We start from the raw sequence: 14,014 nt of genomic DNA on the forward strand, positions 1-14,014 counted from the left end.
TCTTTTATATCGATTTAAACCGTCAAACCATAGTGCTCAATTTTTCTATAAAGTGTATTTCGTCCGATGCCAAGTTGTTTCGCAGCAGTGGTAATATTAAATTCCGACGCTTCTAAAATCCGTTCAATATGAAGCTTTTCAAGCTCATCTAGCTTTAAAATACCACCATAATCACTTGCACTTTTCCGATCAGACAATCGGGTGACAGCGATGTCATATGGGATAACCTCAAGCTCTCTCGTCTTTCCTAGTCTTGGCATTTTTCTAGTATTTAGCATGAGCTCAATAACATTCTCAAGCTCTCTGACATTACCAGGCCACTCATACCGCATCAGCTGTTCCATGTATGCCTCAGGAATCTCCATCGGTCTTTTGTTGATCGATCTGGAAACCTTCTGATTAAAGTGATCTACCAGTAATGGGATGTCAGAACGTCGATCTCTTAAAGGCGGTAAATGGATCGGCAGTACTTTCAATCGATAGTAAAGATCCAATCTGAAGTTGCCTTTGTTGACTTCTTCGTAAAGATCTTTATTTGTCGCTGCAATAATTCTAACATCTACAGGAAATTGAGAGTTACTTCCCACTCTCGAAACCACACCCTCTTGTATGACGCGCAAGAGTCGCGTCTGCATATCCAAAGGCATTTCACCGATCTCATCTAGAAAGATGGTACCGCCATCTGCGATTTCAAACTTTCCAGGGTTTCCCCCTCTTTTAGCCCCTGTGAAGGAGCCTTCTTCATAGCCAAAAAGCTCTGATTCTATTAAGCTTCTCGGTATCGAAGCACAGTTCAAAACGATAAAGTTCTTGTTACAACGGTTGCTGTTGTTATGGATGGCATGAGCGAAAATTTCTTTGCCGGTACCACTTTCTCCAGTAATCAACACCGTTGATTTGCTATCTGAGACTTCCTCACCAAACTGTATCACTTCTTTTATTTGATTAGAACCACCAATGATTTGATCGAAGGTATAGATCGCCCTTCGTCCCATAATTTCATTGGCGAACTTATGCATTTTTTTTACATCTCGAATTACTAAGATTACCGCTTCTAACTCATCATCATCTCCAGCGATGGGATAAGCACTTACACTGACATAGCCGACGTTGGCGATGCCCATCACTGCAATCTCTTCATTTTGAAAGTCTGCGCCTGTGCGACATGCCTCTACGATCTCATCGAAACGATCGAGATACTTACTAGCTGGATGAGATTTAAACTGACTTTCAGAAACTCTAAACAGTTGAAGCGCTTGCTTGTTGACGGTTTTAATGTTGCCTGTTATATCACAGGAAATAATCGATGCCTGTATGGAGTCGAGTAGGCTTTCGATAAACTGTGCGTTTGCTCTTATCACATGTGTTTTTGCAGTGAGTTTCATGGTATTTTCTATGGCATTGACAGCCGCAACCACCATTCCAAGGGTATGTGGATGTACGTTATCGATATAACCCGTTAAATCCAGTGCACCGATGATTTCACCATTTTCACCTCTAATGACAGCTGCAGAGCACGTCCAACGATGATACGCACTGATACTGTGCTGAGCGCCTGAAACCTGAACAGGAACGCCTTCTACCAATGCAGTTCCCATAGCGTTGGTTCCTATATTGGCTTCGTCCATAAAGGCACCTGGAATCATCTTCAGCTCATCAGCGGTTTTAAGGATGACATCATCGCCAATAATCGAAAGGATACACCCCTCCGCATCCGTTAAAATGGCAAAAAATTCCGATCCACGTACAAATCCGTAAAGTTGGTTCATAAAAGGTTCAGCGGCCATAATGAGGTCTCTATTTCTTAGAATGCGGTCACTTAAACCAGTTCCATCGACGATCGTCCTACTATATACGAGTGATTCTGAAATGCCATATGACATGCTACGCGCTCGAGATCGATTAATTACCTCTACCATAGAAACCCCCTTATACTGTTCCTTTTTAGAACAGTATATCAACACATTTTTTAACATGCAACTTTATTTAACGCTCTTGACTTAAGTCAATGCGTTGTTTAATTGCGCATGGTACATTATAAAAAAAGCAATCATTCTAATGATAATAAATGTATATGGAGGAAACTTTATGACGACAATTATTTATAATAAGACAGCTGCACGCCTTACTGGCATCTCACTCATCCTCATGGCTTTGATCTCTTTTTTCGCATACGGCTATGCGCATAGTTCACTGATCGTTATGGGTGATGCCGAGGCTACCTTTGCCAATTTAAGTGCCTCTAAAGGGCTTTTTACTGGCGAGATTATCGGGTGGGGCTTCATATGGCTCACCGATCTGATCGTCACTTGGGGGCTTTGCACGTACTTCAAACCCATTAAAAAAAATCTTTTGATGATCGCTGCTGGCTTTAGACTCGTCTATACAGCGATGCTCGGTATCGGCATACTGTCACTGATCAGCGCAAGCGGAATGATCGCAGGTGGCAATAGCGCAGACATCATGGCGAAAATCGATCAATTCGATCAGATCTGGTCACTTGGATTGATCCTCTTTGGCGTCCATCTGTTTCTAACCAGTCTTTTGGCACTGAAAAGAGTTGGCCTACCTAAGCTCATCAGCTACCTCGTTCTTATCGCGGGCGTCAGCTACGCTTTGGTTCATGCGCTATATAATTTTGCACCGAGTTTGACGGATTTGACTCAAACACTCGAGATGATTTTGATGCTGCCTATGTTTGTCGGCGAGCTTAGCCTTGCAGTTTGGCTACTTATAAAAGGCGCTTCTTAATACGGCTGAGCGACTCGGGTGTCATTCCTAGATAACTGGCCAGTTGATGCTGTGGCACGCGCTGGATAAGGTCAGGACGCTTTGACATCAAGGCTTTAAACCGCTCTTCGGGTTTTTGCGATATGAAAAGTGCAAACTCGTCGTTAACGGCACCGATATTCTCTTCCATGATTTGTCGCGTCATATCCGAAAGCACTGGAAAAGCTTCATACATCTCCTGTTCTGTAGATAGATCACCCACGACTAACACCGAGTCCTCGACACAGTTTAAGCTGTATTTCGAGGACTTGTCTTTTGTATGGCGGTTATAGATGGTTACATTTTGCTCTTCTGTATAAAAGTTCGAAGTGATTTCACGTCCCTCCTCGTCGATGAGATATTGACGGACACAGCCCTTCAGTACAAAGTAGCAAAGCGTTGGCACTTCACCCTGTTCAAGCAAAATCGTACCCTTTTGAAAGGTTTGGATGTTGATTTCAGCTGCCATTTTCTCAAGTTCATCTTCGTTTAGGTCGATGAATTTTTTCATATATTCGATGAGTTTATCCTTCACATGACACCTCTTTCTATCTTTCTATCTTCTTTCATTCGTTCTATATTTCTTTATATTCATTATAGTCTAATTTCCTGATAATCCAAAATTTCGCTTTTGACCAGCGATCAGCCATTTACTTTGACAGAATAAAAACAAGTAATCCTTTTATATAAATATATTGCTGTGATGCAACTATATTGACATGGTTCGGTGGATAATTACTATCAGAATCCCCTATAAGTGTCCATCAGACTCTAATGTACTAAAATAAAAACTTTCCTATACTTAAATTATTAGAAAACTTACAATTCTTGTATAGGAGGAAATTATGAGAAAAGCTTTTATTGCACCTTCAAAATACGTTCAAGGTGAAGATGAATTACTGAATTTAGGGTATTTTGTAAAAACCTTTGGAGATTCTGCTCTTTTAATTGCGCATCCAGAGGATGTAAAAAGAGTGAAAGCAAAGCTCGATGCCACACAAGAGAAGTTCGGAATCAAATTCATAGAAAGTAATTTTGGTGGTGAATGTTCTAGACAAGAAATCAGCCGACTTGAAGAAGTTGCTAAACAAAACAACTGTGCTTGTACCATCGGTCTAGGTGGTGGCAAGGCAATCGATACAGCAAAATGCGTCGCTAAGGGTCATGCACTTATTATCTGTCCAACCATAGCTGCTACAGATGCACCAACCAGCCACTCAGCAGTACTTTATACACCTGATGGGGCTTTTGATGATTATGCTTATTTCAACCAAAACCCAAGCGTGGTTTTAATCGATACAACCGTAATAGCCAGTGCACCAACGCGATTTTTAGTTTCTGGTATGGGCGATGCTTTATCCACTTACTTTGAAGCGCGTGCAACTCGTAATTCGTTTTCAAATGTCAATGCTGGTTTACCTTGTGGCTTTAGAGAGGGCTTCAGCGCACCTGCTAAGGGCACAAATACTGCCTTTGCACTAGCGACGCTCTGTTATCAAACGTTACTTGCTGATGGTGTAAAAGCGAAGCTTGCGTGTGATGCCAACCAAGTAACCCCTGCTCTTGAGAACATCATCGAGGCAAATTCACTTCTTTCAGGTTTGGGCTTTGAAAGTGGTGGATTGGCTGCTGCACATGCGATCCATGATGGGTTAACGCTTCTTGAAGGCACACATCACTATTTCCATGGTGAAAAGGTTGCTTTTGGTACTCTGGTACAACTCGTTTTAGAAAATGCACCTACTGAAGAACTTGAAACTGTATTAGAATTCTGTCTCAGCGTAGGCTTACCAGTATGCTTAAGCGACATAGGCGTCGATACGATTTCTGACGAAGAATTAAAAGCGGTCGCTAAGAAAGCTTGTATTCCTGAGGAATCCATCCACGCGATGCCTTTCCCAATCACCGATTTAATGGTATCCGCTGCAATCATTACCGCAGATGCAATAGGCAAAGCATTTAAAGCTAATAGAGCTTAGTTCAGAAGGATGGTAAAGATGAAAAAAATAATCAATCAACCAGAGAATTTGGTTTATGAAATGTGCAAGGGAATTGAAATCGCACATCCAGAGCTTGAATTCGTCGAAAAGTATAAAATCATAAAAAAGCGTCAGATTAATCCTGACAAAGTAACGCTTATCAGCGGTGGTGGCAGTGGACACGAGCCTGCACACGCTGGTTTTGTGGGAAAAGGCCTTCTAGATGCTGCTGTTTGCGGCGATGTGTTTGCCTCCCCTTCTCAGATACAAGTTTATCAAGCGATCAGAGAGACAAGAAGTAACGAAGGTACTTTGTTAATCATAAAAAATTACAGCGGCGATATGATGAACTTTAAAAACGCAGCTGCACTGGCTTCGGATGACGGACTTACGGTTGACTACGTTAAAGTAGACGATGATATTGCGGTACAAGACTCGCTATATACGGTTGGTAGAAGAGGTGTAGCAGGTACTTTGTTTGTCCACAAGATCGCGGGTGCTTTTGCAGAGATGGGCAACACACTATCTGAAGTAAAGCGCGTGGCTGAAAAAGCGGCTCAAAACGTTAAAAGTATCGGCTTTGCCTTTAGCTCTTGTACCGTTCCTGCGAAAGGCTCACCAACATTTGAAATCGCTGAAAATGAAATGGAATACGGTGTGGGGATTCACGGTGAACCCGGAATTCAAAGAGAAACCATTATATCGGCAGATGCACTTTCAAAACGCATGACAGAGGCGTTATTAAATGAACTTAAGCTTGAGAACGAAGAAGTAGCCGTAATGATCAACGGGTTCGGGAGTACGCCTTTACAGGAACTTTATCTACTCAATCACGCCATCACAAAAGAGCTCGTCGCAGCAGGTGTGAAAATGCATCGCATCTTCGTGGGAAATTTTATGACCAGTATCGATATGCTCGGCGCTTCTGTTTCAATTATGAAGTTAGACTCGGAGCTAAAGCTTTTATTAAATCAACCCGCACAGTCTGCAGGTTTAAATGTGTATGGGCCAATTGATCCAGTTAATTATTCCCCACTCTCATATGAGCAAGCAGAAAAGGTAAAAGCGGCTTTCACTTATGAGCTTGAAACCAATCCAAAGCATGCTGTAATTATAGATGAGCGTTTAACGCTTCAAAATCTTCAGTTTATGATTGATGCCATGAGCGACGTCATTATTAAAAATGAAGTGCCGTTTTGCGAACTCGATGCTCACGCTGGAGATGGCGATTTCGGTATGAGTGTTGCGAAGGGCTTTAGAAAATTAAAAGAAGAATGGCGAAATCTTATTCAAGACACCACTACTATCAGTGCGTTTCTAGATCATTGTGCTCTGATCATCATGGAGCATTGTGGTGGCGCATCTGGTCCTATCTGGGGCTCTGCTTTCAAAGGTGCAAGTCGCTCGTCAGAAGGCTTAGAACATTTGACCTTAAATACATTTGCTGAAATGATACAAGCTGCAGTAAAATCAGTTCAAGTGACTGGTGAGCGTTCCTTTGGTAGAGGAGCAGTCGTAGGAGATAAAACGCTGATTGACGCTCTCGTTCCTTATGCGGACAGCCTTTTACGCTCAGCAAATGAAGGCAAATCGCTACTTGACGCTCTAAAATTAGCTTCTGCAGAAGCCGTTAAGGGCGCTGAGTCTACAAAGCTGATCGCAGCCCGAATGGGTCGTGCTGGAACTGTCGGCGATAGAAGTATCGGATATCCAGATGCTGGTGCACATGCACTGGGTGTGATCTTTACAGAAATTACTGCTAAACTTTCATAATTCGAATTTTGCATATAACCACCCATCTACTTAGGAGCTGTTAGGCGACAGCTCCTAAGTAAAAATGACTGGAACAAATCTATGAATGATTTGCTCCAGTCATTTTTTTTAAATAACATTAGACTCTTATAAGCCTATCGTTTTACGATATTCGTTTGGTGTTATACCCGTCGCATTTTTAAATCGTTTGATGAAGTAGCTGGTATCATCGTAACCACACATCTGAGAGACTGTGTTTATGGTAAGTTCTGGACTTACCAATAGTTTCTTAGCATGCCGAATACGGAGCTCTTCTAAATATTCTGTGATGCTCACGCCATAGACTTTAGAAAACAATCGACTAAAGTAACTTTCAGAAATGTTCGAAAGCTGTGAAAGCTGCTTTAAAGTGATTTTCTCATGAAAATTCTTTTCCATATAGTCAACTGCACTGGTAAGTAGAGATGTGTTCTTTTGATCGTTTAAAGAGGTCTTGTCGGCGTTCATCGATAAGTCTTCTAGGATCTTTTCACCTGGATTTTGAACGATGTATCGACAAATGGTTTGGATGACATTTGCCGCTGCCTCTATCTTTCTATAGGACATCTTTGGCAAACTTTGATAGGCGACTTCTAAATGCGGATGCGCTTTGAACATCACTTCAAGATCGGTCATGCTTGCGATGCGCTCAATACTGGTCATACGTTCAGAAGACTCTAATCTGATCTGCCCAGCCATGATTGCACCCAGATACATGTCATTAACGATAATAGGGACTGCAAAATCCACGATGTTGGCGTGACACAAATAGATAAATGGCGCTTTGAGACGTGCCGCCTCTAATCCGCCATGGGAGTCACATTTTTCACATTGCTTTTCGTATTCGGGAATTTGTCGAATCGAATCGCAAAATGCGTTACAGCGACTATGCGTCGTTAACGGTCGACCTTTGTAATCCACCGTAATCACGGCTAAGTCTGTGGACGCAGCTAAATTGTCTTGAATTTTTTGAAACTCTTCTGTTTTTACAGCATCAAATAATCTTAGCCATGCCTCTCTCACAAAGTAACCTCCCGCGATCTAAAAATACCTTATAAAATGATTCTATCATAATTTCACTAAAGCTTTGGTAAAATCTCGCTCCAAATCGCTCTTAAAATATCCTTGTGATTCGTCTCATTGTGCGCTGTAACTGTAATCACCGCATTATAATCCTTGAGAATGACACACATCTGTCCGTACATACCATCCGCCCTATAGGTGTTCGGTATCGTACAGTTCCAAACCTGATAGCCGTATCCCGCACGCGTTTCAGGATCGTCTTTGCCAAGTGTCGGTACAAGATCGGTATGCATCCTATGGATATAGTCACTTGGTACGATTTGATGCTCACCGTATTTTCCTTCATTTAAAAGCAAAACGCCTAGTCTAGAGAACTCCTCTGTGGTGAGATAAAGCCCCCCAGAGCCACTTGTATGTCCCATCGCACAGGTTTGCCACTGTGGGTTTAGAATTCCAAGCTTATCAAAAAGTCTTGGTTTAAGGTACTCCAGCAAGATTTGTCCCGATAACTTCTCTATGATTCTACCGAGCATATAGGTCGCTGAATTTTCATAAAAAAACTGTGCCCCCACCTGATGCACCATAGGGGTTTCAAAAAACAGCTTTGCACGGTCCGCATTGCTCTTCAGGCGATACTTCTCTTCTGCGTGACCTGTGCTCATATGCAAGAGGTCCCTAATCTGTATGCGTTCAGTCCCCTCACTCGCTACAGCCGCATATTCAGGAAAAAACGACAACACTGGGTCAGTCAGCTTGAGGTGACCTTCCGCTTCTGCAATCCCCACACCGATGGCTGTAAAGGTCTTTGACGCCGAATAAAGGTTTTCTCGATCGTCACTTCTAAAACGATGTTGGGCAAGTACGCTGCCATTTTGATGGACGTGGATGCCATAGACACCGAGGTTATTTTCAAGGACAGATAGCCTAAAATCAGTCAGTAAACTCATGTATGCCTCCTTTGACTTATTATATCTGTATAAATTATAACCCTTCTGTCATTCTAAAACAAACCCTACTCTATTTATGATTACTTTTAAGAGGCGTTCTGATGGGATATAATAAGATAGATTGGAGGTCAATATGAAAAGAGGGTATTTTTATTTAGGAACGATGCTGATCGTTCTCATCATTCTCAATGATCGCTTTGATGGTCTGCCCTTTGAAGGAGTAATGACCTTAGGCGTTATTGCACTGATTCTAGTATATCTTGGCAATCTTCAAGACAAAGTAAGAGATTGCCAAAGGCGCATCGAAGCACTTGAACAGCAATTGGCAAATGAAAAGTTTAAAGAAAAAGAGGATAACCAAGAAAATATTTAGATATAATTTATAAAAGAGGTGACCTTATGAAATATCGTGCAGCACTATTTGATTTATATGGAACTTTACTCGACATACACACAGATGAGTCAGACCCAATCCTTTGGGAGAAAATGCGTCATTATTACGCTTCTAAAGGTGCTTTTTATACCTGCGAAGAGCTTGAAGAAAGATATCATGCACTGGTTCAGGATGCCCTTGATAAGTTAACTCAAAAAGGGGTTGAAGCGCCTGAATGTGACGTCATCAAAATCTTTAAAAAACTGTTCAAAGAAAAAGGCATTGACATCAAAAAAAGAGAAGCTGAGGAAACAGCGACCCTTTTTAGAATCTCATCTTTAGCTTACGTTAAGCCCTATCCACATGTTTTTGATCTCATCGAGCACTTGAAAGCGAACGGTGTATTAGTCATACTAGTGTCCAACGCACAGCGTGCGTTTACCCTAGCGGAGCTTAAAAGTACACGACTCTACGATCATTTTGACGCGATTTATCTGTCATCTGATTATAAAATAAGTAAGCCAAATCCTGAGTTCTTAAGCATCGCGCTAAAAGAACATCACCTCACACCTGAGGAATGTCTCTTTGTTGGCAATGATCACAGAACCGATGTCTTGATCGCAAATCGACTTGGGGTGGATGCCGTTTATCTCCAAACCAATTGTTCCCCTTCTGCTGACACCGTTCCAAGTGAACTGGAATGCGTCCTTAGAATCGATGATGGGAACCTAGAAACTTTAATTAATTTTCTAGAAAAAAATAAATAAATTTTCATGGACAGTTTGCTTTAGTTCCACGTTATATAAGCAGTAATAGTGATCACATACTTTAAAAAAAATGTAGTAACTCTTGATTACAATTGTCATTTCACACGAAAGCAGGTACCACTTGAAAAAACTATTGAGAACCTATCTGCCCTTCACCAAAGCGGTGATGCAGGGCTTTATGGCATACCGAATGAACTTTTACGTCTATATCTTAGGCGAGCTCTTCCAAACTGTGGTGCTCATCTATATCTGGTTTGCCATTTTTTCCAGCGCGACTTCAGAGGTCATCCAAGGCTTTACCTTTAAACAAATGGTAGGCTATGTGGTGATGAGTACACTGACCAGTATGCTCATCGGAAACGAGGTCCACTGGGACATCAGTCAGGACGTCAAGTCTGGGCGTATCGCCACAAACTTAATCAAGCCCGTCAATTATCAGCTTTTAAAGTTCTTTAACTGTATCGGGAATATCGGGATTAACCTCACCTTTTTATTTTTACCACTTTGGAGCGGTTATACGATTTATGAGTTTATCTCAAATGGGGTAATTCCAAGCATCACCAACGGCCTACTTTACCTTGTTAGCGTATCCCTTAGCGCACTCATCCTTTTTTATATCAACTATCTTTTTGGGCTAGCGGCATTTTTCATCGAGTATGTCTTTGGATTTATTTTCGCAAAAGAGGCGATATTAAAGCTCCTATCGGGTCAACTCATTCCATTGACTTTTTTCCCAAAGGGACTTTTTAACGTCTTTAAATTTTTGCCGTTTGCAGGTTTGGTCTATACACCGACTATGATCTACCTCGGTAAATTCTCAGAAGAGGATCTTCTTTTCAACTTAGGGGTTCAAGCCGTTTGGGTTCTTCTTCTGATGGCACTGACGCAACTGGTATGGCGTAAAGCCATCAAACGACTGACCATACTTGGCGGATAGGAGGCTAACATGTTCACAAACGCAAAACGTTATATCAAGCTGTATGGTATGTTTCTAAGTCATTACTTAAAAGCCATCATGCACTCGAGAACGGATTTTATCATCGGTTTTCTCGCCTTTTTCCTGATCCAATTCGGTGGCATCGCCTTTATCGCTTTGGTCTTTAGACAAATCCCCGACCTCTTAGGATGGTCGTTTTATGACCTTCTGTTTATCTATGGCTTTGCGAACATACCAAGGGGCATCGACCATATGTTTACTGACTATCTCTGGCTACTGGCAGGAAATGTCATCGTCGAAGGTGAGTTTGATCGCTATCTTCTAAGACCGATCCATCCGCTATTTCAAATCATCGCACAGCGTTTCCAACCCGATGGTGTGGGCGAAGTGATTATCGGTATCTTATTAGTGGTCTATGCCTCAATCAAAGGCGGCATCATTTTCTCACCGACAAAGCTGCTGATTTTCATAGTGATGATTATTTTTTCGACCATCATTTATACGAGCATCAAACTGATTCTATCTTCCATCGCATTTTGGACCAAACGCAGTCAATCCATCTTGTTCATGTTCTATAGCATGAGTGAGTTTGCGAAATACCCACTTGAGATTTACCACAAATTCATACGCACTTTTATCACCTATATCGTACCCTTCGCCCTAACCGCCTACATCCCAGCTTCCTATTTCTTAGGCGCTTCATCGCTTTTCAAAAGCTTGGGCTTAACGATATTGATCAGTTTGACGGCACTATTTCTTGGACTAAAAATCTTTAACCTTGGAATTAAAAACTACGAAAGTGTAGGCAATTAAAATGAACGAAAAAAACATGATTGAGGTACACAACCTCACCAAAACATTTACAGCTTATAAAAAGGGCAAAGGACTTGCCGGTACTATAAAGTCACTTTTCAAACGCGAAGCCATTCACATAGAAGCGGTTAAGGACATCTCCTTCGACATCAAGCCAGGTGAAATCATCGGTTACATCGGTGCTAACGGTGCGGGAAAATCCACGACCATTAAAATGATGACTGGCATCCTTAATCCAACCTCTGGCTATGTCAAGGTAGGAGACTATATTCCCTATGAGAAAAGACAGGAAAACGCAAAGCACATCGGTGTCGTTTTCGGTCAAAAGACACAGCTTTGGTGGGATCTTCCTGTGGGCGAGACCTTCGCTATATTAAAAGAAATCTATCAGGTGCCAGACGACTTCTATGCGTCACAGATGGCCTACTTTGATGAAATTTTCGAGCTTTCAGAGTTTATGGGGCAAACCGTGCGTACGCTTTCACTTGGCCAAAGGATGCGCGCCGACCTTGCTGCCTCCATGCTACACAATCCTAAGGTCCTCTTCTTAGACGAACCAACCATCGGTCTGGACGTCATGGTGAAGGAGCGTATCCGCAAAGCCATAAAGGACATGAATCAGCGCTATGGTACGACCATACTGCTCACTACTCACGACATGAGTGATATAGAAGAGCTGTGCCACCGAATCATAATCATAGATAAAGGAAAACTCCTTTACGACGGTGGTATCGACACCATTCGTAAGGAGTTTGGTTATGAACGTAAGATCGTCTTCGATTTGAGATACGATGATGCCACGTTGGTCGAACAAACGCTTGAAACACTGATCCCCTCTGTGGATGGCTGTCAACCTGATAACACCACCTACCAGCTATCTGAAGGACAGCTCACAGTGAACTTTAACAGAAATCAAGTCGGCGTTTCAGGGATTATGAACTTTGTACTCAGCCATTTCAACGTTCTCGATTTCTCAGTGCAGGATATGGACATAGAAGCGATTGTCAAACGATTTTAGTATGATGAGGAGGTAAAATGCCAAAAACTGAGCTTACAAAAGAACCTCAATCTGGTCTATCACTGAAAGATATTCAAATAATTGACGCCTTTAAAGATCTTTCCCTTGAAACACAGAAGGAACTCCTAAATATTTGTACGTTAAAGACCATTGCAAAGGATGAAGTGCTCTTTGCCAATCACGATGTGATCAATGGACTATATGCAATCGTCAGTGGCAAAATTCAACTTTTAAGGTACAGTGCAAATGGCCAAAAACGAGTGTTTTTTATACTATCAGAAGGCGCACTGATTAACGAGGTGGTTTTTGATAACCTCCACGTCTCCATAGATTGTGAATGCTTTGAAGATGCAAAGCTACTTTACATTCCAAAGAACGAACTTCTCAGTATTATGAAAAAAGACTTCGACTTAACCCTGAACATCCTAAACTCAAGTGGTAGGAAACAAAGGCGACTTTACAGACAGCTCAAAAATACCGTTCAGACGCGAATGGATCGAAAGCTTGCTGCCAAGCTTTGGAAGTTAGCTAAGGATCATGGCAAGAAGGATGAATCAGGTGTTTGGACGATAATTTCGATCGATATCACCGTCACGTATCTGTCTCATTTGCTAGGTGTTCCAAGAGAAACCATTTCAAGAGCTTTAAAAGAGCTCATCGATAACGATTTGGTTTGCTGGTTCAACAAGAGCCTCGCTGTAAAAGAAGAAGAAATTTTAGAATATTATAGAACTGCGTGATAATTGTCACCGACTTTAAAAATCCAATGTGGTAAACTCTCCTCAAAGCTTGTTATTTTTTAAACAAACGGAGGTTGAAATGTTTACTGAAACATTGGATTTTTTAATTGGGGCAGCACAAAAAAAAGCAAAGTTCATTAATGAAAGTAAAGGCAGATACCTATTAGCATCTGCATATGCCGGTCTATTTGTCGGTTTGGGAATTCTATTGATCATGGTTATTGGAGGGATTGGAACTGCAGCAGGTTCACCCTTTACAAAGGTAATTATGGGGGCATCTTTTGGCATTGCATTAAGCTTAGTTATCATGGCTGGCTCTGAGCTTTTCACAGGAAACAACATGATCATGATGGCAGGTTCACTTGATAAAAAAGTATCATGGAAGGATTCGATTGCAATTTGGATTTACAGCTATATTGGTAACTTCATTGGCTCTTTCTTTATTGGTTATCTCTTCTTTATGACAAACATCTCTGGATCGGCTACAGGTGACTTTATCCTAAAAGTAGCTGGTAGTAAAATGAACGATGCCTTTATGCCACTCTTTTTCAAAGGCATTATCTGTAACATGCTCGTCTGTCTGGCTGTACTTTGTTCTCTTAAGCTCAAATCAGAATCTGGAAAACTGATAATGATTTTTTGGTGTTTATTCGCATTTATAACGATTGGCGCTGAGCATAGCATTGCCAATATGACGATTTTTGCTATGGCTTTATTCCAACCACACCCTGAAACGGTTTCTATTATGGGCATGATCAACAATTTAATTCCAGTTACTTTAGGTAACTTTGTTGGCGGTGGCGTCATTCTCGGCGCGGGTTACTACTACCTTGGTAGTTCAAAAAAATAATTCATCT

14 protein-coding genes are annotated in these 14,014 nt (G+C 41.6%); 10 read left to right on the top strand and 4 right to left on the bottom strand.

The window, feature by feature from the left end; all coding sequences use genetic code 11:
* Positions 1 to 14: 14 nt before the first annotated feature.
* Positions 15 to 1,919 carry a sigma-54-dependent Fis family transcriptional regulator gene (locus AC4PID_RS06805; protein ID WP_492134816.1) on the bottom strand — a complete coding sequence of 635 codons (1,905 nt, stop codon included), beginning with the start codon at positions 1,917 to 1,919 and terminating at the stop codon, positions 15 to 17.
* 169 nt (positions 1,920 to 2,088) lie between these two features.
* On the opposite strand from AC4PID_RS06805, the gene AC4PID_RS06810 reads away from it, so the two are divergent.
* Positions 2,089 to 2,751 carry a DUF4386 domain-containing protein gene (locus AC4PID_RS06810; protein ID WP_492134817.1) on the top strand — a complete coding sequence of 221 codons (663 nt, stop codon included), beginning with the start codon at positions 2,089 to 2,091 and terminating at the stop codon, positions 2,749 to 2,751.
* Here the strand turns inward: AC4PID_RS06810 and AC4PID_RS06815 are convergent.
* Positions 2,732 to 3,304, bottom strand: coding sequence for a Crp/Fnr family transcriptional regulator (locus tag AC4PID_RS06815; RefSeq protein WP_492134818.1), 573 nt, complete (start codon positions 3,302 to 3,304; stop codon positions 2,732 to 2,734). The genes AC4PID_RS06810 and AC4PID_RS06815 overlap by 20 nt on opposite strands.
* Before the next feature lie 310 nt (positions 3,305 to 3,614).
* Here AC4PID_RS06815 and AC4PID_RS06820 point away from each other — a divergent pair, with 310 nt between their 5' ends.
* Together AC4PID_RS06820 and dhaK are read left to right on the top strand one after the other, a co-directional pair.
* Positions 3,615 to 4,748, top strand: coding sequence for a glycerol dehydrogenase (locus AC4PID_RS06820; RefSeq protein ID WP_492134819.1), 1,134 nt, complete (start codon positions 3,615 to 3,617; stop codon positions 4,746 to 4,748).
* Positions 4,749 to 4,766: 18 nt separating this feature from the next.
* Positions 4,767 to 6,521 (top strand): dihydroxyacetone kinase subunit DhaK, encoded by a 1,755-nt coding sequence (gene dhaK, locus AC4PID_RS06825; RefSeq protein ID WP_492134820.1) that lies wholly within the window; start codon positions 4,767 to 4,769, stop codon positions 6,519 to 6,521.
* 126 nt (positions 6,522 to 6,647) lie between these two features.
* Here the strand turns inward: dhaK and AC4PID_RS06830 are convergent, their stop codons facing one another.
* Positions 6,648 to 7,562 carry a PocR ligand-binding domain-containing protein gene (locus AC4PID_RS06830; protein ID WP_492134821.1) on the bottom strand — a complete coding sequence of 305 codons (915 nt, stop codon included), beginning with the start codon at positions 7,560 to 7,562 and terminating at the stop codon, positions 6,648 to 6,650.
* Between the two features lie 56 nt (positions 7,563 to 7,618).
* Positions 7,619 to 8,509 (bottom strand): serine hydrolase domain-containing protein, encoded by an 891-nt coding sequence (locus tag AC4PID_RS06835; RefSeq protein WP_492134822.1) that lies wholly within the window; start codon positions 8,507 to 8,509, stop codon positions 7,619 to 7,621.
* A 133-nt stretch (positions 8,510 to 8,642) separates the two neighbouring features.
* On the opposite strand from AC4PID_RS06835, the gene AC4PID_RS06840 reads away from it, so the two are divergent.
* The 7 genes from AC4PID_RS06840 to AC4PID_RS06870 all read left to right on the top strand — a co-directional run bounded on the left by AC4PID_RS06840 (position 8,643) and on the right by AC4PID_RS06870 (position 14,007).
* The gene (locus tag AC4PID_RS06840; protein WP_492134823.1) at positions 8,643 to 8,882 is read left to right on the top strand and encodes a hypothetical protein; all 240 of its coding nucleotides are present in this window, start codon (positions 8,643 to 8,645) and stop codon (positions 8,880 to 8,882) included.
* A 26-nt stretch (positions 8,883 to 8,908) separates the two neighbouring features.
* Positions 8,909 to 9,649: an HAD family hydrolase gene (locus AC4PID_RS06845; RefSeq protein WP_492134824.1), complete on the top strand. Its 741-nt coding sequence runs from the start codon at positions 8,909 to 8,911 to the stop codon at positions 9,647 to 9,649.
* A 121-nt stretch (positions 9,650 to 9,770) separates the two neighbouring features.
* Positions 9,771 to 10,586 (top strand): ABC transporter permease, encoded by an 816-nt coding sequence (locus AC4PID_RS06850; protein ID WP_492134825.1) that lies wholly within the window; start codon positions 9,771 to 9,773, stop codon positions 10,584 to 10,586.
* Between the two features lie 9 nt (positions 10,587 to 10,595).
* Positions 10,596 to 11,399, top strand: coding sequence for an ABC transporter permease (locus AC4PID_RS06855; RefSeq protein WP_492134826.1), 804 nt, complete (start codon positions 10,596 to 10,598; stop codon positions 11,397 to 11,399).
* A 16-nt stretch (positions 11,400 to 11,415) separates the two neighbouring features.
* Positions 11,416 to 12,417: an ABC transporter ATP-binding protein gene (locus AC4PID_RS06860; protein WP_492135367.1), complete on the top strand. Its 1,002-nt coding sequence runs from the start codon at positions 11,416 to 11,418 to the stop codon at positions 12,415 to 12,417.
* 17 nt (positions 12,418 to 12,434) lie between these two features.
* Positions 12,435 to 13,157 (top strand): Crp/Fnr family transcriptional regulator, encoded by a 723-nt coding sequence (locus AC4PID_RS06865; protein ID WP_492134827.1) that lies wholly within the window; start codon positions 12,435 to 12,437, stop codon positions 13,155 to 13,157.
* Between the two features lie 79 nt (positions 13,158 to 13,236).
* Complete coding sequence (locus AC4PID_RS06870) at positions 13,237 to 14,007, top strand: formate/nitrite transporter family protein (protein WP_492134828.1); 771 nt, start codon at positions 13,237 to 13,239, stop codon at positions 14,005 to 14,007.
* Positions 14,008 to 14,014: the final 7 nt, after the last annotated feature.

The sequence above is a fragment of the Fusibacter sp. QWL-12 genome, assembly GCF_058683495.1.

Bases quoted from the DNA above. Each gene is read 5' to 3' on its own strand.
- AC4PID_RS06805 (WP_492134816.1), bottom strand. From the start codon at position 1,919: ATGGTAGAGGTAATTAATCGATCTCGAGCGCGTAGCATGTCATATGGC.
- AC4PID_RS06810 (WP_492134817.1), top strand. From the start codon at position 2,089: ATGACGACAATTATTTATAATAAGACAGCTGCACGCCTTACTGGCATC.
- AC4PID_RS06820 (WP_492134819.1), top strand. From the start codon at position 3,615: ATGAGAAAAGCTTTTATTGCACCTTCAAAATACGTTCAAGGTGAAGAT.
- dhaK (WP_492134820.1), top strand. From the start codon at position 4,767: ATGAAAAAAATAATCAATCAACCAGAGAATTTGGTTTATGAAATGTGC.
- AC4PID_RS06835 (WP_492134822.1), bottom strand. From the start codon at position 8,509: ATGAGTTTACTGACTGATTTTAGGCTATCTGTCCTTGAAAATAACCTC.
- AC4PID_RS06840 (WP_492134823.1), top strand. From the start codon at position 8,643: ATGAAAAGAGGGTATTTTTATTTAGGAACGATGCTGATCGTTCTCATC.
- AC4PID_RS06845 (WP_492134824.1), top strand. From the start codon at position 8,909: ATGAAATATCGTGCAGCACTATTTGATTTATATGGAACTTTACTCGAC.
- AC4PID_RS06855 (WP_492134826.1), top strand. From the start codon at position 10,596: ATGTTCACAAACGCAAAACGTTATATCAAGCTGTATGGTATGTTTCTA.
- AC4PID_RS06860 (WP_492135367.1), top strand. From the start codon at position 11,416: ATGATTGAGGTACACAACCTCACCAAAACATTTACAGCTTATAAAAAG.
- AC4PID_RS06865 (WP_492134827.1), top strand. From the start codon at position 12,435: ATGCCAAAAACTGAGCTTACAAAAGAACCTCAATCTGGTCTATCACTG.
- AC4PID_RS06870 (WP_492134828.1), top strand. From the start codon at position 13,237: ATGTTTACTGAAACATTGGATTTTTTAATTGGGGCAGCACAAAAAAAA.